This is a genomic window from Paenibacillus sp. FSL H3-0469, from assembly GCF_038051945.1.
Lineage (GTDB): Bacteria > Bacillota > Bacilli > Paenibacillales > Paenibacillaceae > Paenibacillus_AQ.
In genome coordinates this window covers 6,685,156-6,706,179 of record NZ_CP150302.1, presented here as the reverse complement: position 1 = coordinate 6,706,179, position 21,024 = coordinate 6,685,156, and the positions used below count along the sequence as shown (strand labels likewise).

15 protein-coding genes are annotated in these 21,024 nt (G+C 51.3%); 5 read left to right on the top strand and 10 right to left on the bottom strand.

Annotated elements, in window-relative coordinates; all coding sequences use genetic code 11:
- Positions 1 to 16 precede the first annotated feature (16 nt).
- A complete protein-coding gene (locus NSS83_RS29190; protein ID WP_341347014.1) occupies positions 17 to 1,813 on the bottom strand; it encodes a sugar-binding domain-containing protein in 1,797 nt (598 codons plus the stop codon).
- Between the two features lie 225 nt (positions 1,814 to 2,038).
- Here NSS83_RS29190 and NSS83_RS29185 point away from each other — a divergent pair, with 225 nt between their 5' ends.
- Positions 2,039 to 2,956 carry a helix-turn-helix domain-containing protein gene (locus NSS83_RS29185; protein ID WP_341347013.1) on the top strand — a complete coding sequence of 306 codons (918 nt, stop codon included), beginning with the start codon at positions 2,039 to 2,041 and terminating at the stop codon, positions 2,954 to 2,956.
- 104 nt (positions 2,957 to 3,060) lie between these two features.
- Here NSS83_RS29185 and NSS83_RS29180 read toward each other — a convergent pair whose 3' ends face one another.
- Positions 3,061 to 3,540, bottom strand: coding sequence for a hypothetical protein (locus NSS83_RS29180; protein ID WP_341347012.1), 480 nt, complete (start codon positions 3,538 to 3,540; stop codon positions 3,061 to 3,063).
- A gap of 290 nt (positions 3,541 to 3,830) precedes the next feature.
- On the opposite strand from NSS83_RS29180, the gene NSS83_RS29175 reads away from it, so the two are divergent.
- Both NSS83_RS29175 and NSS83_RS29170 read left to right on the top strand, forming a co-directional pair.
- Positions 3,831 to 5,228 (top strand): SpoVR family protein, encoded by a 1,398-nt coding sequence (locus tag NSS83_RS29175; protein ID WP_341347011.1) that lies wholly within the window; start codon positions 3,831 to 3,833, stop codon positions 5,226 to 5,228.
- A 245-nt stretch (positions 5,229 to 5,473) separates the two neighbouring features.
- Positions 5,474 to 7,897 (top strand): transglutaminase-like domain-containing protein, encoded by a 2,424-nt coding sequence (locus NSS83_RS29170; protein WP_341347010.1) that lies wholly within the window; start codon positions 5,474 to 5,476, stop codon positions 7,895 to 7,897.
- A gap of 319 nt (positions 7,898 to 8,216) precedes the next feature.
- Here NSS83_RS29170 and NSS83_RS29165 read toward each other — a convergent pair whose 3' ends face one another.
- The 4 genes from NSS83_RS29165 to NSS83_RS29150 all read right to left on the bottom strand — a co-directional run bounded on the left by NSS83_RS29165 (position 8,217) and on the right by NSS83_RS29150 (position 11,443).
- Positions 8,217 to 8,822 carry a DJ-1/PfpI family protein gene (locus NSS83_RS29165; protein ID WP_341348779.1) on the bottom strand — a complete coding sequence of 202 codons (606 nt, stop codon included), beginning with the start codon at positions 8,820 to 8,822 and terminating at the stop codon, positions 8,217 to 8,219.
- 38 nt (positions 8,823 to 8,860) lie between these two features.
- On the bottom strand, positions 8,861 to 9,793 hold the full coding sequence (locus NSS83_RS29160; RefSeq protein ID WP_341347009.1) for a VanZ family protein: 933 nt from the start codon (positions 9,791 to 9,793) through the stop codon (positions 8,861 to 8,863).
- Positions 9,794 to 9,834: 41 nt separating this feature from the next.
- Entirely contained in the window at positions 9,835 to 10,767 is a 933-nt protein-coding gene (locus NSS83_RS29155; RefSeq protein ID WP_341347008.1) for an AraC family transcriptional regulator, read from the bottom strand.
- Between the two features lie 91 nt (positions 10,768 to 10,858).
- Positions 10,859 to 11,443 carry a TetR/AcrR family transcriptional regulator gene (locus NSS83_RS29150; RefSeq protein WP_341187819.1) on the bottom strand — a complete coding sequence of 195 codons (585 nt, stop codon included), beginning with the start codon at positions 11,441 to 11,443 and terminating at the stop codon, positions 10,859 to 10,861.
- Between the two features lie 162 nt (positions 11,444 to 11,605).
- Between NSS83_RS29150 and NSS83_RS29145 the strand changes: the two genes are divergently transcribed.
- Positions 11,606 to 12,505 carry a hypothetical protein gene (locus NSS83_RS29145; protein WP_341347007.1) on the top strand — a complete coding sequence of 300 codons (900 nt, stop codon included), beginning with the start codon at positions 11,606 to 11,608 and terminating at the stop codon, positions 12,503 to 12,505.
- Between the two features lie 177 nt (positions 12,506 to 12,682).
- Here the strand turns inward: NSS83_RS29145 and NSS83_RS29140 are convergent, their stop codons facing one another.
- Entirely contained in the window at positions 12,683 to 14,578 is a 1,896-nt protein-coding gene (locus tag NSS83_RS29140; RefSeq protein WP_341187817.1) for a PrkA family serine protein kinase, read from the bottom strand.
- Positions 14,579 to 14,748: 170 nt separating this feature from the next.
- Between NSS83_RS29140 and NSS83_RS29135 the strand changes: the two genes are divergently transcribed.
- Positions 14,749 to 15,639, top strand: a complete 891-nt coding sequence (locus tag NSS83_RS29135; RefSeq protein ID WP_341347006.1) for a DUF2161 family putative PD-(D/E)XK-type phosphodiesterase — start codon at positions 14,749 to 14,751, stop codon at positions 15,637 to 15,639.
- 705 nt (positions 15,640 to 16,344) lie between these two features.
- Here NSS83_RS29135 and NSS83_RS29130 read toward each other — a convergent pair.
- The 3 genes from NSS83_RS29130 to NSS83_RS29120 form a co-directional block, all read right to left on the bottom strand.
- Positions 16,345 to 18,240, bottom strand: coding sequence for a beta-glucoside-specific PTS transporter subunit IIABC (locus NSS83_RS29130; RefSeq protein ID WP_341347005.1), 1,896 nt, complete (start codon positions 18,238 to 18,240; stop codon positions 16,345 to 16,347).
- A gap of 140 nt (positions 18,241 to 18,380) precedes the next feature.
- Complete coding sequence (locus NSS83_RS29125) at positions 18,381 to 19,232, bottom strand: PRD domain-containing protein (RefSeq protein WP_341187814.1); 852 nt, start codon at positions 19,230 to 19,232, stop codon at positions 18,381 to 18,383.
- Between the two features lie 246 nt (positions 19,233 to 19,478).
- Positions 19,479 to 20,936 carry a 6-phospho-beta-glucosidase gene (locus NSS83_RS29120; protein ID WP_341347004.1) on the bottom strand — a complete coding sequence of 486 codons (1,458 nt, stop codon included), beginning with the start codon at positions 20,934 to 20,936 and terminating at the stop codon, positions 19,479 to 19,481.
- Between the last annotated feature and the right edge of the window lie 88 nt (positions 20,937 to 21,024).

Genomic DNA, 21,024 nt, shown 5'->3' with positions numbered 1-21,024 from the left:
ATTTCATAAGTTCCGGTTAAATGGTCCGCAGATGCCACTGATCGTTAATTTCTTTAATTAATGACAGATCGCATTTGGGTGTCCGGTCATAGGCCACCAGGCCGTTAATCTCCTGCTCCACATCCGTTAACTGCGTATAACAATAGCCATAAATAATCTTCGAAGCGTATACCGCTTTCATAATTCTTCCGTATTCCAGAACAAGATCGTCTGCAGATTGTGCACTGGTATATCCCCAGCCGTCGTCAGCGCCAGCCTTATAGCTTATCCCGCCGAATTCAGTTAACAAGATCGGCTCGCCCCGATGCTCATATCCGTCTGCATATACACTCCGGGCCGATGGCTTGGAAGCAAGCATGGTATCTTTTGTAGAAAGAATCCGCTTGAACTCTTCATATTTATCGGGCTCATCCGCTCTGCCGTGCTGATAATTGTGTACCGCACAAATGTCAGTCAGCGTCATTTCCCATCCGTCATTCGATATGACTAACCGGGTATGATCCAATGAATGAATCAGACTGTACATGGCTATGCTGTGATACTGCTGCTGCTTATCCGATTTCACCATCGGAATCCCCCAGCTTTCGTTAAGCGGAACCCAGGCCACAATCGAGGGATGATTGAAATCACGGTCAATAATCTCAATCCATTCTTTGGTTAAGCGGGCTACAGCATCATTATTGTAAGAGGCGTTTGCCGCACATTCTCCCCATACAAGGAACCCTATCCGGTCTGCCCAGTATAAAAACCGCGGGTCCTCGACCTTCTGATGCTTCCGGCAACCGTTGAACCCTAGTTCTTTGGCTAATTCGATATCCTTCTTCAGATGGTCATCCGTCGGCGCTGTTAGCAATCCTTCCTGCCAATACCCCTGATCCAGTACAAGCTTCTGGTAATAAGGTTTGTTATTCAGATAGACCATACCATTCTCTGTATGAACCTTCCGCATGCCGAAATACGACTCTATAGAGTCCACCTCAACCCCGTGATCGTACAGCTTCATTTCCACATCGAACAAATTAGGAGCTTCCGGGCTCCATGTCCAGCCGGCCCGATGAAAGTTTGTGCGGAATATTTTCAGACCAAACAGATCTACCATTCTGCGTGTTATAGGCTGTAATAATCGTACCCGGTCCTGAATAACAAGCTCTCCGCCAAAAGAAATACGAAGTTCCAAATCTAATTCTTCTGATCCATGTCCCTCAGACTTCACTTCTATTCCAATACTCCCTTGATCCAAATCTGGCGTAAATTTCACCTGCTGAATATGAACAGGGTTTACTGCCTCCAGCCACACGGTCTGCCAAATCCCTGTCGTGCGGGTATACCAGATGCTCTCGGGCTGCTCTAACCAGAACTGTTTGCCCCGTGGTATAGTCTCGTCTGTTGATGGGTCCTCCACATGAACCGTTACCTGTTCTTCCTGTCCAGTTAAGGCATGCGTAATGTCAAAAGAAAATGAAGTGTGTCCGCCCTCATGCATCCCGATATATTGACCATTCACATACACCCAAGCTCTATAATCTACCGCTCCAAAATGTAATATCACCCGCTTCTTATACCAGTCCGGATCAAGTGTGAAATTGCGCTTATACCAGACATAGTCATGAAACGTCGTATCGTGTATTCCGCTGGCAGGGGTCTGAAACGCAAAGGGAACCTGAATGGTCTGGCTGAAATTCTCACTTGGATCAAACCATCGCTGCGCGGCTCCCTCATTGCTGTCATCAAATTCAAATTGCCAGGTTCCATTCAAATTAAGCCATGCGTCTCTGACGAACTGCGGACGCGGGTATTCCATCCTATGTGTCATTTAGCTTCAGCTCCCATCTTAGTAGTCCACACAATAAAAGTTAACTTTTTGTGGTTTAGATAGTAAATCTTCCTCGCGGGCAAGCAAATACTATCATGATGAAAGCGTTCTTTCAAGGTTATATCAACGTTATTCTTGATTTTCAACTTTGTGGTATACTAAATAAAATTAGCGCTTAACCAGACTGTTTATTGTAAACTAAAAAGTTAACAACCGGAGGTTCATATGTTCTTAGAACTCGACGATCATGGTATTTCTGTTTTGAAAGCATTGGCATCGGACACAAGAGCTTCGATTCTCAGACTATTGTTACATACACCGCTTACTGTCAGTGAACTGGCTGTAAAACTTAACTTAAGCAAAGCGATCGTCTCACGCCATATCCGGTTACTGGAGGACGCCAAGATCATCAAGCTCCAGGACAATCTGGAGGCTACCGACAGCCGAAAGAAGAATTTCATTGTTGCGGTTGATCATATTGCCCTCAACTTCCCGCAAAAGCTCCATCTTCCTTTTAAAGTCATTACGAATGAAATCAAGCTGGGATACTATTCTAATTTCTCAGTCACCCCCACCTGCGGATTGGCCAGCCAGGCAAAAATTATCGGAAAGTTAGACGATCAACGGACCTTCGTCTCCAATGACCGGATCGAGGCTTCCTTACTTTGGTTCGCGGAGGGATTCGTCGAATATATCATTCCGAATGAATTCAACCACAATTTCACTGCAGAATTATTAGAGTTATCCTTAGAACTGTCTTCAGAGTTTCCTGAATCCAACAATAATTGGCCGAGCGATATCGCTTTTTATATCAACGATGTATTCTTAGGCACCTGGACGGCACCGGGGAACTTCTCAGATGTGCGCGGGAAAATAACACCGGCCTGGTGGAATAACGAGCTCAGCCAGTACGGCCTGTTGAAGCATTTAAGAGTCACCAAAAAGGATACTGGAATAGACGGTCAAAAAATATCATCGGTCTCCCTCGCTGAGCTAAAGATCGAAGAGCCCCCCTTCATCAAGCTGAGGATTGGGATTGATGGGAATTCTACTAACAAAGGCGGCCTTACCATCTTCGGGGAGCACTTTGGAAATTATCCGCAGAATATTCTGCTTAAGTTGTTTTATACGGAAGCGGAATAGAGAATCTTTGAGGGGCTGGGCTTCGATCACCAACATGCGCACGTAAAAAGGCTCTCCATGAACGATGCAGGATCGTTTTGGAGAGCCTTTTGTTTATGAGATTACTATTTTGATGAACTTGATGGAACATCAGTATCAGTCGGGTTTTCATCATTTAAGGTTTTACCTAAGAGCAACGAATTGGGATAATTTTTATGAAATTCTGCTTCATCTACTTTTAGAAAAAACGCGTCATCAAAAATCAGTTGATTCGTATTAGGCCCGATTTCATCTATTTTTCTTGCTATCTCCGATTCCTTAAAGATACTTTGTTCCTCTGCTCGCACGAACATGCCATGAGGTGTATAGAATTGACTAGAATACCCTTTTGCGATTTTTGATTCTACGGATTCTACGTTTTTTACTGGTTCTTCGGATTCTACAGATTTCACGTTATTTGTTGAAAAATTACTGTTAACAAGGTTTTGATCTGTCTTATTCACGGCAAACATTTCTGGATAGGTGTCTGCTTTTAAACTCGATATTAATTCCACTCCTGAAATTATAGTTACTGCAAAGGCTATTAAGTATATTTTGTTAAACATATTATCCCTCCCTTTCTATACCAACTATTATTTCCTACAATATAATATTATATTCGCTAAACTATTGATTTTCGACTTACAGTAACAGCGAAGAAGAGTTTGCCCAATTACTCTACAAGACCCAAAATGAATAAATAGCTTAATCTCCGAGCATCTTCGCTGTGGTTAGGCTATTTTTTGTACAATAATACTTCTATCCCCTCATCTAGCACGCTGCCCCATCATACTCCCTCCCCTCCCCCCATATACATAGGAAGAACGGTTCACAAGCTGGAAGGAGAGATGGATGCATGCCCGGTGATGATGAGATTAAAGCGCTGGAGCGGTCGATTGCCGAGATCACGGAGATTGCTTCCGGGTTTGGGCTCGATTTTTATCCGATGCGTTATGAGATATGTCCGGCGGATATTATTTATACGTTCGGTGCGTACGGAATGCCCACCCGGTTCGGGCACTGGAGCTTCGGCAAGACGTTTCACAAGATGAAGTCGCAATACGATTTCGGCCTGAGCAAAATTTATGAGCTGGTCATCAACTCTAATCCGTGCTACGCCTTCCTGCTCGACGGCAATTCCCTGGTCCAGAACAAGCTGATTGTTGCGCATGTGCTGGCGCACTGCGACTTCTTCAAGAACAATATGCGCTTCTCCATGTCCAACCGGGATATGGTCGAGAGTATGGCTGCCACCGCCGACCGCATCAATGATTACTCCGTCACCTATGGCACAGACACCGTTGAGAGATTCATTGATTCCGTGCTGGCGATCCAGGAGCATATCGACCCCAGTCTGATCCAGCCGCGCAAGCTGGGCAAGACTCATCTGCTCGAAGCCAAAATGAAAGAACGCAAGGACTCCCCGCCCGGCGGATCTGGTCCGCCTAATGCCTACAGTGAGCTGTGGGATCTGGAGAAGACCGATGCTGTTCCGCAGGAGCCGGAGACTGCTGGTAAACGCACTTTCCCCCCGGAGCCGGAAAAAGATATCGTCTGGTTCATCCAGCAATACTCTACCGCTCTGGAGGACTGGCAGCGCGACATCATGACGATGCTGCATGACGAGATGCTCTATTTCTGGCCGCAGATGGAGACGAAGATCATGAACGAAGGCTGGGCCTCCTATTGGCATCAGCGGATTATGCGCGAGCTGGACCTGACTGCCGAAGAGACGGTCGAATACGCCAAGCTGAATTCATCGGTGGTGCAGCCATCGCGCCAGAGCCTGAATCCGTACTACCTAGGCCTGAAGATTTTCGAGGACATTGAGAAGCGCTGGGACCGGGACAAAATGTTCGAGGTGCGCGAGCTGGATTCCGACATCTCTTTCATCCGCAGCTATCTGTCGAAGGAACTGGTGAACGACCTGGACCTCTATGTGTTCGAGAAAAAAGGCCCGGAGTGGAAAATTACCGATAAAGCGTGGGAGAATGTGCGCGACCAGCTGGTGCTGGCCCGGGTGAACGGCGGCTCCCCGTACCTCGTCATTCAGGATGCCGATTATGAGCGGAACGGCGAACTCTTGATTGCCCACCGCTATGAGAGCGTCGAGCTGGATCTGAAATACCTGGAGCGCACGCTCCCGCATATCTACGCCCTCTGGGGCCGCACCGTGCATCTCCAGACTGTTGTTGAAGACAAAAACGCCTTGTTCACCTATGACGGCAAAAAGGTGCAGCGGCGGTTTATGTAGAGTAATGTATGGTTTCGCACAAGAGGCCGCAGTGTAGTTGCTATGTGCAATTACGCTGCGGCTTGTTTTTGAATGGTATTAGATTTGGAGGTCAAACCCTGCTGCAAAAAATACTTAAATATAAATTATCCCAATTTTGTTTTAATAGTAACCCAATGGGTTATATATCTCCTGTGATTTATAATGGGTAATTCTGGATGGCCCATGATTACCCTCATACAGAAACCAGACGGGAGAGGACGTTAGTGAAAGTGAAACAAATAGCAATACTGCTGCTCATCATCTGTGTGATTCTGACAGGCTGCATGGGGGACAGCAAAAGCAAAGAAGGAAGTCCAGCGCCTTCATCCAGCCCGGCCGCCACGGCAACTGCTGAGACGAAGAACACTTCGGAAAATCCTCCGCCTGAGGCTTCACAGACCGTGTACGATCTGAAGCAGAAGTATGATTCAGATGAAGCAGATCACAGTCCGGGCATCATGCCGATGTATAATGTGGAGCAGGATATGGAATTCATCTTCAGATTCAATACCGATCTTGGCTCAGAAGCCATCGGCAAGACGTTATCCGTACATACCGATATCAAGGCACTCCCGGAGAGCAAGGTAGGGACCCTTGAGGACTCACAGCTTGTTGACGGCAAAAGCGTATACTCCATCAAGCCGCTCGGCTTCGGCGTTCTTCCCTCCGATTCCTTGCGTGCAACCGGAGCCAGCTCCTGGGGGAATGCGCCTGTCTACTACATCCGGCTCAACTATGACCTGGATGCCAAGTCGCCAACTCTGCTGAAGCAGCCGGTGATCATTCCGTTCACGGTGAAATCGGATCTGCCCACACCGACTCTGGATGCCGACATCAGTCCTGACGGCAGACTGACGCTGGTGTGGAATGAGGTGCCGGGCGCTGAGAGCTATAACATTTACAGTGCTTCCCACATTACAATGGAGAACACGAATGAGCCGCTCAGCGGTGCGGAGCAGGGTTATGCGGATCAGCGTCCGCTGTTGATTGCGACAGTACAGGGTACTTCGTACAACGACTTCATGAAGGACGGACGCGGTGCGCTCGGTATAGTAGATGAGACGATTACCAGCATACAGAATAACAATGTCCAAGGGGAATATTACGTCACTGCTGTTCAGGGAGACAAAGAATCCCGGTTCAGCCGTTCGGCAGGTACCGTGGCTTTATCCAAACGGCTGCCGCGCACCGTGGCTTCTGAGGATAACATCAACCTGAAATTGTACAAGAATGCCAAAGAGTTGCCCAAAACCGTTCCGGTCCAGTTCATTGATGGCTCCAAAGCTTCAGTTACTGTTCTCTACGACACTGTTTCGGTCAAACTTAAGTCTTCCGGTCCAACTGATGTCCCGTACACACTTCAAGGTACTGCGCTCAAAGGATATGTTCAGGTTGCGCAATTGACGAAAGCCGATATTGCCAGTCTTGCAGCCGCCCAGAGTAATAAGGCGAATCCGGGATATGTAGAGCCGCAGAATGACACAGATTATGTGCCTGCACCGGATGTACCGACCATCATCGACAACAGCAATAACGGGAACGCCAGCGAACCTGGAGATAATGTCATCGACCAGCAAAAAGAAAATACCAAGAACAAGGTAGAGGAAGGCAACAAGCAGGCGGTTCCGGGCACCATGATACGGGCAGACCTGATTCATGCTGACTCTGCGCTGGAGGAGTATCTTGCATTAACAATGATCAACGGCGAGACTGAAATCTCGCTGCAAGCCTTCCCGGAGGCGCAGAATGCCCGCGCCCTGGTGGATGTAATTGAGAAGGTAGTCTACCAGAACCCGCTCATTCTTGGCTTCCGCGGTTATGGCTACGATTATGAGAAACTGACGCTTAATGTGAATTACGATGATTCTGCCGAGACCATCCGCTCCAAGCAGAAGGAGATCCTTGCCGAGGCAGATAAAGTAATCGCTGCTGTGATCAAGGAAGGCATGAGTGCAGATGAGAAGCAGATGGCGATCTATAATTATCTGAATGATAACACCGTCTATGACGATGCTGCACTGGAGAATGCCAAGGAGCAGGAGTTCAAGACAGTTGATGCAAAGTATAACGATTCTTTCAATACCTATGGCATTCTGGTTAAAAAAGTCGGCGTATGCATGAGCTATGCCCATACCTTCCAGCTGCTCTCGGATCTCGTCCAGGTCCCTTCGATGGTCGTCACAGGAACCATGAGCGGCGTGAATCACGCCTGGAACAAGGTGAAGCTCGGCGACGAATGGGTCAATGTTGACCCGACCAACAACGCTACCAATACCGGGCTTCCTTATTTGCTCTATAACTCCAATGATGCTACAGCCACCGATGTAGAGTATGTGATGGATAAGGCCTACTGGCTGGACCACGAGCTGCCTCTGTTCAAGGCCACCAGCAATGCTTACGATTATTACGTGACCCAAGGGCTGGAGGTAAACTCCCTGGAAGCATACAAGACCAAGCTGGCAGAACAGCTGAAGAAAGGCGAGACTCTGGTAGTCCTGCGCGTTCTGGGCAATACCGACAGCTCCGAGCTAATGCAGACAACTGCCGAGGCCATCAAGCAATACGATGCCGCTAAGCTGGATAGTGCAGGCATGGTTGAGCTGGGAAGCTACGTGGCGGTTCAATTGGATGCCGCAGCCCAGCAATAACGCTAATGTAGTCGAAAAACCGATCACATTGAGCAGCGGCGCAGGCATATGGCCAAATGTAATCGAAAAACCGATCACATTGAGCAGCGGCGCAGGGATATGACCAAATGTAATCGAAAAACCGATCACATTGAGCAGTGGCGCAGGGATATGACCAAGTGTAGTCGAAAAACCGATTACATTGAGCAGTGGCGCAGGGATATGACCAAATGTAATCGAAAAACCGATTACATTGAGCAGGCGTAAAGGTGCATGCGCCGGATATACGGACAAAAGGCAAGCCCCGCAGTAGGGGCTTGCCTTTCTTGGTGAATCCTCTCTATTCCTCTTCATACGGATAGTAGATATCGCTCAGCTTACCTGCCTGATAGTAGGGGTACTCCAGTCTTTTTTGCACTTGGATCGCAGTGTCTGTATCCACTAAGCACTCGATCAGGTACAGACCGAGATCGATTGAGGACGTTACTCCGCCTCCAGTGAAGGTGTCGCCGTCCCGGACGGCCCGGGCCTTAATGACTTCTCCGCAGTAAGGGGCCAGCAGATCGTAGGCTGAGGAGTTCGTGGTCGCTTTTTTACCCTCCAGGAATCCTGCCGCACCTAACAACAATGCACCTGTGCAGACCGACACCTTATAACGTGCGCCTTCTGCCGTCCGTATCCAGCTTATGAAGTCCTCATCGTAGCGGAGCGTCCGGGTCGCATGGCCGCCCGGGAGGAACACCAGATCGAATGCCCCCAGATCAGGCAACACCTCATTGGCTTTCATCGTCAGCCCCCGGTCATCCGTCACCTCCGCCTTGCTCGCGCAGAATGTCCAGGATACGTCCTCCTTCGCCTTCAGGATGGCTACCCAGCTCACCGCTTCATAGAACCCTACAAGGTCCATAATGGTCATGCCGTCGAATACTACAAATGCCATTCTCATTAGCGTCACCTATCCTCTCCTAATGGAAGATTAAGCACTCAGTTCCAGATAAACTGCATCTTTTTATACCCGACATCCCATATGTTCAATTCGCCCTTAATCGTGATCTTCAGCTCTTGCCCCGGCTCAACTGGCATCTCGTATGCTACAGGGTACTGTTCAGGATTAGTACGCTGAAATTCTCCATTATAATTCAAAATCTCCTGGCCATCCCGGGTAATACTGATCTCACCGGAATAATCTGTGGGTTCGGGGTTTCCGAAAGTGAAGATGAGGGTCGTCTGACCTTCAGACTTGTACGTGAACGTTCTGGACTCTCCGCCTTCAGCGCCATACAGGTTATAGCGGACCGGTACCTGCTGTCCGTTGATTTGAATGCTGTCCGGTTTGTCTGCGGATGAATTGCCCGAGGTGTCCGTCCATTCCGTGATCGCCGTAAACGGCCCCTCTACCTTAGTGATTACTTTGTCTACCGCCGCCCCTAATCCCCATAAAGCTATAAATAGAACCAACCCTGATATAGCCGTTGCCGCCAGATTGCGCCCGAGGCTCCGGTAACGGAAGCCCAGCTTGTATGCCCCAAAACCGAGGGCTGCACCAACCGAATTCTGAAGAGCGTCATTGATATCGAAGCTGCCCAGGAAAGTAAGAGCCTGGATTGTCTCCAGCACAAGAATCGCGATGAAGAATAAGGTGATGAACCGGACGAAGCTGACCCGGTACAGCCATGGAATCAATATACCGAAAGGAATAAACGCAAGCGTGTTCCCGAAACCCACCAAATCCATCAGGGTGGGAGGAAAAAGATCAGACGGAGCAGGCATCAAAATGAAGTTTTCAGGCATGAAAATAAAGGTGTAGATAGTATGATCCGAAGCCTCTCCTCTGCCGAAAGCAAAAAACATAAAATAAAGCACAAGCAATGTGTACAATACGGTAACCGTTAGCAAAATCTTGCGTTGTTTAGCCATGGTTAACTCCTTTATCTCCATTTTCCACATATTACTATAACCTACTTAGCAGTTTCATGAAACCTGCGCTCCCGCACCGGAACATAAATCTCCATCACCGAATCCACCCGGGCGTGACAACGCTCATCGTAGAATTCAAAGTTCAGCTTATCTTCGTCGTGCATATAGCCGCTGCCCGGGAACCAGTCCTCGAAGATATATCTCCAGGTACTCTTGACCACCTCGGCAAAAGTCTCCGGTCTCGCCTCATCCGTAGCGTCCACCGGCGGTGTCGTAAATACCGCATACTGCGCCGCAGGCACAACAGCCGTAAGCATGTCAGGAGTAACCTTACTGAAATTCTCCACTATAACTCCCAGCAGATAAACGGCGTTGCCGCCAGTGTCTGCCGGAATGCACAAGCCGACCTCCCCGTGCTTCGGCGGATTCAGCTTCGCGTACATCTGATCCTCCAGATTGTCGCCATCATAGTAATACCAGAACGAAGCTACGTCCTGCGTGGCATTTCCGGCCTCCACATCCGTCTCAATCCCGTACCCCGCTACGTTAAAAGCAGACTTCGCCACCATCACCGGCTCGGCAATATAGTCCTTAATCTCATATTCTAACCGGTCCCGGAGATATCCGCTCATCCGCGCCGCGTACTGGGAGGGGCTGTAGCCGTAGGTTTTGCGGAAGGCTTTGGCGAAACCCCCGGGTGTCTCGAAGCCGTACTCCAGCGCAATCTCCGTAATCCTCCGCCCGTTGAATAATTCTACGGCAGCCCGCGACAATCTCCGGGTGCGCACATATTCCATGACTGGCATGGTCTGAGACTGGCTGAACATCCGGCAAAAATGATACAGCGAATACCCTGCATACGCCGCAATCTGCTCCGCTGTCAGCGGGTCCATGAGATGCTCCTCAATATAATCAATCGTCTGCCCGATCTCTCTGCTGTAATTCAGTGACTCCACCGGCCTTTCAATAGACATAGGTGAATACATTATAGCAGGCGGCGGCTTGAGGGACTGTTCCAGACTTGCTGTATTCCCGGCTTATCAGGCAGGATGTCTGCGAACCTTGCTATCGCTGCGTATCTGTCAAGCCTTGCATAATGAATTCAACCATATAATCCAGGAGCTGCGGAAAAAAGCTTACCCCGATCTCTTCCTTGTGGATATCGATATACGGTATGGAGTTGAACATGGCAAGAATCATCCCGTCCTCCAGGTCCGTTCTGATTTTTCCCTTGGACTTCCAGTTGCGGATTAATTCCAAAATGCCGCTGTTCATCATCTCCTGAATTCCCTCGATCCCGCCATGCTCAAAGAATTCCTTCTCCAGCTTGTTGAAGAGTGCCTTATTATACCATTCCTTCAGGATAGGGTTCTCATTCATCCCGCTGTAATTAAGCTCCATCATCTGCTTAAGCACCTTGGCGGGCTCATCCTCCAGATCGACCTTGGCCATCATGCTCCGCTTCAGCTCTTCATTCTCCCGCAGGTAGATCTCTATGAACAGCTTCTCCTTGGATGCGTAATAATTATAGAAAGTGCCTACGGCATAACCGCACAGCTTGGTGATGTCGGACACATTGGTATCCTTGAAGCCTTTGGCGTTGAACAGCTCTTTGCCGCGTTTGAAAATCTCTGCTTTCTTATCTTCCATCTGTACACCCTCCAGATCTGAGTGAATCCTTTTTCATTCATTCACACAATGTAGCATAGCCATTCAGGCATTTCAATCCACTTTTATATTCATCTGACACGTATCACTTCCAATATTGGCGAATAGGCTATTGTAATGAATTCAAGAATGGAGGTATCCCGCATGAATTACAGGAACGAAGATTCGGACCGTCAAGCTCACCCGTCAGGCTATCGGCATTTGCCGCAGCCCTTCCCCTTTTCGCATTATCACCACCTGGTACGTTCGGAGTCCGCTGAGGAGACCGCTCCGAGGATTGATAAGCAGAGTGTAACTGCCAGGAATACGCAGACTGCCCGGTTCTCCGAATCTCAGGCTGCTCCAAGTAAGCTTGAGAATGACCATGCAGAGGACAAAACGGATGGCTGGCAGCAGCTTCAGAATGCCAGCAAACCGCAGGATGTCCTGGAAAGCGGACATCCGGCTGCCGCGAACAAGCCGGTGGACGGCCATCCCGGGGCAAGTCAGGCCGGCGGCAAGGGAATTCATGTCGATGTAGGAGGCGAGTTAGGGGGTAAACACGGCATTGGCTTGAATGCCGGAGGAAAACTGGCGTACAGCGGAGCAAATATACAGGCAGGCGGCCATATCGGCAGCCCCTCCTATGGCATTGAAGCGCAAGGCGATTCCCATCTAGGAGGCGGGCAAGGTCTCGGAGTGAACGCCGAAGCCCAGGCCTTCGGCAAATACGGGGTGGCCGCACAAGGCAAGGCGCAGCTCGGCGGCGGACAGGGAGCAGATGTCCAGATGGGCGCGCAGGCCGGGGGCGATCACGGGCTAAATGCTGACGCGGGCGCTCATCTGGGCCTCAGTCAAGGCGCAGGTTTTGACTCCCATGTTCAGCTCGGCGGCAAGAAGGGCATCGGGGCTGAGGCCAAGGCGCAGCTCGGCGGCGGACAGGGAGCCGGCATCGGCTTGGGCGGACAGCTCGGCAAATATAACGGCCAATTCAGCTTTAAGATTGGCGGGAAGCACCAGGAGCCTAAAGAATCTCAGGAATCTCAGGAGGAGCAGGAGAATTAGTAGCCTACAAGAGGATAAGGGCTCACCTGATAATACCGCTTGCCCAGTCTGCACTGCACGGCTTCGCTACTCAGCGGCTCGGGCAATATAGACAACATAAAGGGAATATCCCTAAGCCATTACGATGGCCCGGGATATTCCCTTTTCGCTGAAGTGGTAAGTCTATGTGGAGCTATGTCAGCGGTTCAGCAGGCTTCCGACATATTTCAGCAGCTCATTGGCGCAGATCGGGCAGTAGCCATGCTCATCAATCAGGCGGCGGCTGACCTCGTTGATCCGTTTGAGCTGGCTTTCATCCGGTGTCTTGGAGGAAGTGGTGATTTTGACGATATCCTTGAGATCCGTGAACAGCTTCTTCTCGATGGCTTCCCGCAGCCGGTCGTGGTTATTGTATTCGAACTTCTTGCCCTTACGGGAGTAGGATGAAATACGGATCAGGATCTCCTCGCGGAAGGCCTTCTTCGCATTCTCCGAAATGCCGATTTGCTCTTCAATGGAGCGCATCAGCCGCTCATCCGGCTCCATCTCCTCATCGGTGAGCGGGTCACGGATTTTGGACCAGTTGCAGAAGGCTTCGATATTATCGAGATAATTCTCGAATAGCGTTTTGGCGGATTCTTCAAAAGAGTAGACGAAGGCCTTTTGCACTTCGCTTTTGGCGAGAATATCGTATTCCTTGCGGGCAATGGAAATAAAGTTCAGGTAACGCTCGCGCTCCTCCTTCGTAATCGAAGGATGCTGATCCAGGCCGTCCTTGATTGCACGCAGCACATCCAGCGCGTTCATGCATTGCAGATCGCCTTTGATCAGGGCACTGGAGATGCGGTTAATGACATAACGCGGGTCGATGCCGGACATGCCTTCATCTAAGTATTCGGTCTGCATTTCCTTCAGATCCGCTTCCTTGTAGCCCTCGACCTCTTCGCCGTCATACATGCGCAGCTTCTTGATCAGGTCCATCCCCTGTTTCTTACTCTCCTTGAGCCGGGTCAGGATCGAGAAGATCGCCGCCGCGCGCAGCGCGTGAGGGGCAATATGCACATGCTTCATATCGCTCTGGCCGATCAGCTTGGCGTAGATCTTTTCCTCTTCAGAGACGCGCAGATTATAGGGAACCGGCATGACGATCATACGGGACTGGAGCGCTTCGTTCTTTTTATTGGAGATGAAGGATTTATATTCGGTCTCATTCGTGTGGGCAATAATCATCTCATCCGCCGAAATTAACGCAAACCGCCCGGCCTTGAAATTGCCTTCCTGGGTCAGCGACAGCAGATTCCACAAGAATTTCTCGTCGCATTTCAGCATTTCCTGGAATTCCATAATCCCGCGGTTGGCCTTGTTCAGCTCCCCGTCGAAGCGGTAGGCCCTCGGATCGGATTCCGAGCCGAATTCCGTAATGGTGGAGAAGTCGATACTGCCGGTCAGATCCGCGATATCCTGCGACTTCGGATCGGAAGGGCTGAATGTGCCAATCCCCACCCGCTCCTCTTCTGATAGCAGCACCCGGACAACAGTTACTTGCTCAATATCCCCGTGGTACTCATTCTTCAGCCGCATCTGGCAGGACGGGCACAGATTCCCTTCAATCCGCACGCCCAGCTCCCGTTCAATCTCCGGACGCAGCTCCAGCGGAATCAGATGCAGCGGGTCCTCATGCATCGGGCAACCTTCAATGGCGTATACCGCTCCGGCATCCGTGCGCGAATATTGCTCCAGGCCGCGCTTCAGCAGCGTGACCAAGGTAGACTTCCCTCCACTAACCGGTCCCATCAGCAGCAAGATCCGTTTGCGCACATCCAGCCTCCGGGCGGCGGAATGGAAATATTCCTCCACCAGCTTCTCCACCGCACGGTCCAGTCCGAAGATTTCCTGTTCAAAAAACTTATACCGTTTACGTCCGTTAATGTCCTCGACGCCGTGTGACTTGATCATGTCGTATACGCGGGAATGAGCTGTTTTGGCGGGAGAGGGGTCTACTCTAAGCAGTTCTATATAATCCTTGAAAGTGCCGCTCCACGCCAAACGGTTGTTCTCAGCCCGATGCGTTGCTATACGCTCAAAAATATCCATGGCTCGCTGCCTCCTCTTGCGCTCCTACTTGCTCCACCAAGCTTAGAAAGTGTATTACATACCTATGCGGCGAGCCCGGAATAGTTGACCTCTTTTTTGCTGTGCTATAATAGAGAATCATGATTTCTATAGAATAATTACGCTGCAATTCAGGGCAGGAGTGAATACGAATGGCGATCAAGCAGGAGACGGAGCTGTATGCTCCTTTGAAGATTTTTTTTGAGCGGCAAGGCTATGACATCAAGGGTGAGGTGCGGACCTGTGATCTGGTGGGCATCCGGGAGGACGAGGCCCAGCCGCTCATTGTGGAGATGAAAAAATCGTTCAATCTCGCCCTGCTGCTGCAGGGGATTGAACGATTGCGGCTTAGCCCTAACGTCTACCTCGCGGTAGAACGCGTCAGGGAGAAGAAGGGCGCGGTCAACCAGCGCTGGGGCGAGCTCACCGGGCTGTGCCGCCGGCTCGGCCTCGGGCTGATCACCGTCGTCTTCTACAAGACGAAGGCCCCGCTCGTCGAGGTGCTCGCGGAGCCGGGCGAGGCGCCGCCGCAGGCGCGCAGTGCGGTCCGCCGCCGTGAGCGGCTGCTCTACGAGTTCCGCGAACGCAGCGGAGACTACAACACCGGCGGCAGCACGCGCGTCAAGCTCGTGACGGCCTACCGCGAGAAGGCGCTGCGCGTGGCACTCGCGCTGCAAGCCCTGGAGGCCGAAGCCGCCGGAGCGGCCGGCCTCGGCGGAGGGCGTGCGGCGCTAAGCGGCGCGCCGGGCACGGCCCTGGCCGCCGGGGAGACGGCGGCCGCGGGTGAGGCCGCAGCGGCGGATGATGCCGCTGCGGGCCCGGGCCCGGCGGCTGCGCGCAGCCGGGCGGAGGGCGCGCGCGGCGTCACGCCCGCCGCGCTGCGGAAGCGCAGCGGCGTGCCCGGCGCCGCTGCGATCCTGCAGAAGAACTACTATGCGTGGTTCTTCCGGGTGCAGCGCGGCCGCTACACGCTCACGGCCGCCGGACAAGCGGCGCTGATCGAGTATGCAAGGGTCGCGGAGATCAGCGCGGGCAAGTTGTAGGCCCGCCCGCGCCTGGCCTGTAGCGGACCTCACGGGGTTCGTCCGCAGCTCACTCCAATGGTTGGACAATCAACACTTAATTTGTTGAGTTCTTCCCGTCACGAAAGATTAGTTGGATAAACAACACTTACTTCCCACCATTTTGGCTCAACTAGCATAATCCAGCTGAATAAATGTACTTTTTCCAACTAAAGTCCCAATTCTCAGGAATCCAGTCAAATTAGATGCTCGTTTTCCACCTATCTCCACAGAACAAGGTTACCTGGACAGGCGCCAACAGATTGTACTCAGTTTTTCACACACATTAGGCCCGCTTGCCTTCGCCCAGCGCATTGTGTTCGCTTTTTAGCATACATCCGGCCCACTCAGCCTCGCCCCAGCATATTCTATTCGGTTTTCCGCACACATTCGGCCAAACAAAAAGAGTTGTCCCCACGCAGACCTGCTGCGAGCGACAACTCCTTTGTACCTTCTCGATCCACTTACCTGTCCTATACTCTAGAACATCCTACTTACTTATACTCCAGCTCTTGGCTTATTCACTCCAAGCCTCCAGCTCTTCACTCATTCACTCCAAACCTCCAGCTCTTCACTCATTCACTCCAAACCTCCAGCTCTTCACTCATTCACTCCAAACCTCCAGCTCTTCACTCATTCACTCCAAGCTCCAGCCATTCGCTATTCGCGCCCGGCCCCTAGCTCGGCCTAAGCAAGCACCGTATACAGCAGTTCCTTCTCCTTAACAGAGCTGGCGCCAGCAGGCTGGATGGATTGATACTGCTGGATGTTCGTAATAATAACCGGCGTGATTGTGCTGTAGCCAGCCTTCTCAATCTCCACCAGATCGAATTCCATCAGCAGATCGCCGACAGCCACCCGGGTTCCGGCGGTTACCTTGGGCGAGAAATGCAGGCCCTTCAGCTTCACCGTGTCGATGCCGATATGGATCAGCATCTCTGCTCCGCTATCGCTGACCAGACCAATCGCATGTCCGCTCTTCGAGAGCGAGAACACCGTTCCCTGAACCGGCGAGACTACGCGGCCTTCGGACGGCTGAATCGCATATCCCTTACCCATAATCTCTTCCGAGAAGGCCGGGTCGCTCACTTCGCTCAGCGGCTTCACCGCTCCGGTAATCGGACTGAATACCTCTTGATTCACCATCGTAGACTCAACAGCAGCGCCGATTACAGTAGCGGCAGATGCGTTTACAGACTCAGCAGGAGTCACCGCAGGTGCAGCAGAAGCTTCCGGCTCATCCTCAAAGCCGATAATATAAGTGACAACCGCAGCAACTACCGCCCCGATGGCGAAGCCGATGACCGAATAGACAAAGGTCGCACCGAGAACCATCGGAATGCCGGAGAGTCCGGCGAGTCCGCCGATGACATACGCTTTTACCTTGAACAAGCTGAGGAACGCACCCCCGGCGGCTCCGCCGATCAGGGCAGCGATGAACGGTTTCTTAAGCCGCATATTCACACCGTACATGGCCGGTTCTGTAATTCCCATGAAGGCCGTAATACTTGTAGACAGAGAGAGGGACTTCAGCTTGCTGTTCTTCGTTCTTAGAGAGACACCAAGCGCACTGCCCGCCTGGGCGAAGTTTGCTACCATCATAATCGGAATCATATAGTCATAGCCAAGCTGTGCAATGGATGCGATCATAATTGGAATCAGGGCATAATGCATCCCCGTGATGATCAGCAGAGACATGGTTCCGCCCAGCAGCAGGCCTGCGAACAGTCCCGTATTCTCGAACAGCCAGCTGATGCCTCCTGTCAGGCCATCCCCGATAATAACACCCAGCGGGCCTACGGCAATCAGGGTAAGCGGCACAATGACCAGCAGGGTAACCGTCGGAACGATAATCAGCTTCAGCGAAGCATGGGTTACTTTATCAACGGCTTTTTCCACATAGGAGGCCAGCCATACTGCAATCACAATCGGAATGACAGACGAAGCGTAGGTTGCAGCTACCACCGGCAGTGAAGCGAAGGTAACAGGCTCCCCAGACCCCAGCAGCGTGGTGACGGTCGGATGCAGAATGGCCGCCCCGATCGCAGCAGCGATGTACATATTGCTTCCCAGCTTACGGGCAGCGCTGATGGCCAGAACAATCGGCAGGAAGTAGAAGGCGCCGTCCCCGATCGCCGAGAGTATGATATACGTGGAGTTCTCCGTCCCCATCCAGCCCACCGCTACCAGCAGGGCGACAATCCCCTTAATCATCCCCGCACCGGTAATGGCCGGCAGGATCGGTGTGAAGATTCCCGAGATGAAGTCGAACAGCTTGCTCAGCGGATTCTGCTTCTTTTTCTCCACATTGTCACTGGAAGCCTTCCTCGCAGGAGAAACGGACATATTGCCAATCAGGTCATTGTAGACCACCGGCACATCATTGCCGATAATGACCTGGAATTGCCCGCCGTTAATCATCACGCCCATAACCCCGTCCGTCTTCTGCAGGGCCGCTTTGTCCGCACGGTTGTTGTCATTCAGGTTGAAGCGCAGACGGGTCATACAATGGGTAACCTGATCGATATTCTCTTCTCCGCCGACAAGCTTCAATATTTCTTTGGACAGCTCTTTTGTATTCATAAGATGTTGCTCCTTAGCTATAGTATGTTTTCCGCAAAAAAAAACCTAAACGCCGATCAGCGGGGAAAGGCAGTCTTCTGCCTCCAGCACTGTCCGGGTTTAGGTTTTGCCTCTGTACCGAGTAGCAATCCTGCACCACATTATTCTGTTATATCCCCACTACGGATAATCCGTTCAATATGAATGGTCAGATACAATATTTCTTCCTTGGACAAGACCCTTTTGTATATCTTGCGGGTATAGTCCGCTATCTTCACCGCAACCGCATGGGCAGCAGGGTACTGCTTCATGACCAAATCATGCAGTGCATGATCCTGGTCCCGCTCTTCCATCGGAGTGCCCTGAACCACCCGCTGTGCGAAGAACTTCAGATGGGTCAGGAAGCGGTAATACCCCAGTGATTCTTCATCCAGCTCGATGAGGAAGCTACGCCGGACAATATTCAAGATGTCCTTCACGATATTCGTGATGCTTACCGTCTCCCGCATCTCACCGTTCATCTGCGCATTCACCAGATGCATCGCGATGAAAGCGCACTCGTCCTCCGGCAGGAGAACACCCAGCCGTTCCTCGATAATTTGCAGCGCCTTGAGTCCAATGGAGAATTCCTTGCGGTACATCCGCTTGATTTCCCACAGCAGCGCATTCTTGATTTGAAGCCCCTGACGGTGACGGTCAATGGCGAAATGGATATGGTCCGTCAGTGAGATATAGATGCTGTCATGCAGCTTCTCCCCGAGCACCGTCTCGGCATAACGGATCACTTCATCGGTGCATTCCACATATTCCAGCGGGATCTCCGAGAGAAGCGACATCAGCTTTTGTGAACCTTCTTTATTCTCCAGGGCGAACACTTTCTCTACCTGGGCATCCTCAACGTCATCCCCGGGCTGCTTCTTGAAGGCGATTCCGCGGCCCATTACGACCCGTTCCTTCCCGCTGGCATCGAGGACGGTGACCACATTGTTGTTGAGCACCTTAGCAATTTTCATTCCATCACCTTACACCGTCAGAGTAATAAAATCCCCCCACCACGCGGGGATACAACATTATTGTGTGAAAAAAGGCAAAACCAAAACGGCATCAAAAGAGTGCCCGTTTCTGGTTTTGCCTGAATGAACAGTAACAATCCAGTTATTCTACCTGTAGCAGCATCTTAGCATATCATTGTAAATATGACAACACTTTTATGAAAACGGTTTATTAAGGCCTGTGCTTCTTAGCTTGCCCCATTTCAACTACAATATTTCACCGTTCGAGGAAATGACCTGCTTGTACCACTCAAACGAATCCTTCTTGCTGCGGTTCAGCGTGCCGCTTCCCGTGTCATCCAGGTCTACATAGATGAAGCCGTAGCGCTTGGACATCTCCGAAGTCGACATGCTCACCAGGTCAATCGGGCCCCAGGCCGTATAGCCCAGCAGCTCCACGCCATCCAGTACCGCTTCCTTCATCTCCTTGATGTGTTCCCGCAAATAATCAATCCGGTAGTGGTCATGGATCGATCCGTCTTCCTCCACCTTGTCATAGGCGCCCAGCCCGTTCTCCACAATGAACAACGGTTTCTGGTAACGGTCGTACAGGTTGTTCAGGGTAATGCGCAGCCCTACAGGATCAATCTGCCAGCCCCAGTCGGAGGCCTTCAGATACGGGTTCTTGATACCGCCCAGCAGATTCCCTTCCGTGGCCTCACCCTCTGGACCTGCAGACACGGTGAGCGTCATATAATAACTGAACGAGATGAAATCTACTGTATTCGCAGCAAGCAGCTCATCATCCCCCGGCTCACGGACAATCTCAATCTGATTCTCGGCAAAATAACGGTTCATATAACGCGGGTACTTGCCGCGCGCATGCACATCCGTGAAGAACAGATTCAGCTGGTCTTCCTGCTGTCTCTTACGCACATCCGCCGGATTGCAGGTATGCGCGTAGCTCTCCATACGGGCCAGCATACAGCCGATCTGTGAGCCCGGAATAATCTCATGTCCCAGTCTGGTAACCAAGGCGCTTGCAACAAACTGATGGTGCAGACCTTGAAAGACCGCTTGCAGCTTGTTCTCCACGCGGTCTGTAAGAATTCCGCCGCCGGTATACGGGCTGAACAGCATGACATTGATCTCGTTGAAGGTCAGCCAGTACTTCACTTTATTCCGGTAACGGGTAAATACAGTCTCAGCATACTTCACATAGAATCCGATCACTTCACGGCTGGCCCAGCCGTTATATTTCTGGGTAAGACCGAGCGGTGTCTCATAGTGCGAGAGGGTCACCAGCGGCTCAATGCCGTATTTCAGCAGTTCATCGAATACATCGTCGTAGAATTGCAGACCCTGCTCGTTAGGCTCAGCGTCATCGCCGTTCGGGAAGATCCGTGCCCAGTTAATGGACAGCCGGAACACCTTGAAGCCCATTTCGGCGAATAGAGCAATGTCCTCCTTGTAACGGTGATAGAAGTCAACGCCTTCGCGTTTCGGGAACCAGTCTTCCGTCTCTCCGGCAAGAATCCGGGCGATCCGCTCCGAGGAGATCTCCATGGAATGATCCCCTTTGCGCTTATCCTTAGGCACGAAAGCGATCATATCTGCCGTAGACAGCCCCTTCCCCCCCTGATCAAAAGCACCCTCCAGCTGATTGGCAGCGGTTGCGCCGCCCCATAAGAAATGCTCAGGAAATCCGTTAAGTACTGTAGCCATAGTCCATACCCCTTTTCATTATGATGTTCCTGCATGGCCTATATAACAGAAAAACCTAAACCTCTGGCAAGATCATCGAGCCCGGCGA

Coding starts and splice junctions, on each gene's coding strand:
- NSS83_RS29135 (WP_341347006.1), top strand. CDS start 14,749: ATGGCGATCAAGCAGGAGACGGAGCTGTATGCTCCTTTGAAGATTTTT.
- NSS83_RS29160 (WP_341347009.1), bottom strand. CDS start 9,793: ATGGCTAAACAACGCAAGATTTTGCTAACGGTTACCGTATTGTACACA.
- NSS83_RS29155 (WP_341347008.1), bottom strand. CDS start 10,767: ATGTCTATTGAAAGGCCGGTGGAGTCACTGAATTACAGCAGAGAGATC.
- NSS83_RS29190 (WP_341347014.1), bottom strand. CDS start 1,813: ATGACACATAGGATGGAATACCCGCGTCCGCAGTTCGTCAGAGACGCA.
- NSS83_RS29140 (WP_341187817.1), bottom strand. CDS start 14,578: ATGGATATTTTTGAGCGTATAGCAACGCATCGGGCTGAGAACAACCGT.
- NSS83_RS29185 (WP_341347013.1), top strand. CDS start 2,039: ATGTTCTTAGAACTCGACGATCATGGTATTTCTGTTTTGAAAGCATTG.
- NSS83_RS29150 (WP_341187819.1), bottom strand. CDS start 11,443: ATGGAAGATAAGAAAGCAGAGATTTTCAAACGCGGCAAAGAGCTGTTC.
- NSS83_RS29120 (WP_341347004.1), bottom strand. CDS start 20,936: ATGGCTACAGTACTTAACGGATTTCCTGAGCATTTCTTATGGGGCGGC.
- NSS83_RS29130 (WP_341347005.1), bottom strand. CDS start 18,240: ATGAATACAAAAGAGCTGTCCAAAGAAATATTGAAGCTTGTCGGCGGA.
- NSS83_RS29180 (WP_341347012.1), bottom strand. CDS start 3,540: ATGTTTAACAAAATATACTTAATAGCCTTTGCAGTAACTATAATTTCA.
- NSS83_RS29175 (WP_341347011.1), top strand. CDS start 3,831: ATGCCCGGTGATGATGAGATTAAAGCGCTGGAGCGGTCGATTGCCGAG.
- NSS83_RS29165 (WP_341348779.1), bottom strand. CDS start 8,822: ATGAGAATGGCATTTGTAGTATTCGACGGCATGACCATTATGGACCTT.
- NSS83_RS29145 (WP_341347007.1), top strand. CDS start 11,606: ATGAATTACAGGAACGAAGATTCGGACCGTCAAGCTCACCCGTCAGGC.
- NSS83_RS29125 (WP_341187814.1), bottom strand. CDS start 19,232: ATGAAAATTGCTAAGGTGCTCAACAACAATGTGGTCACCGTCCTCGAT.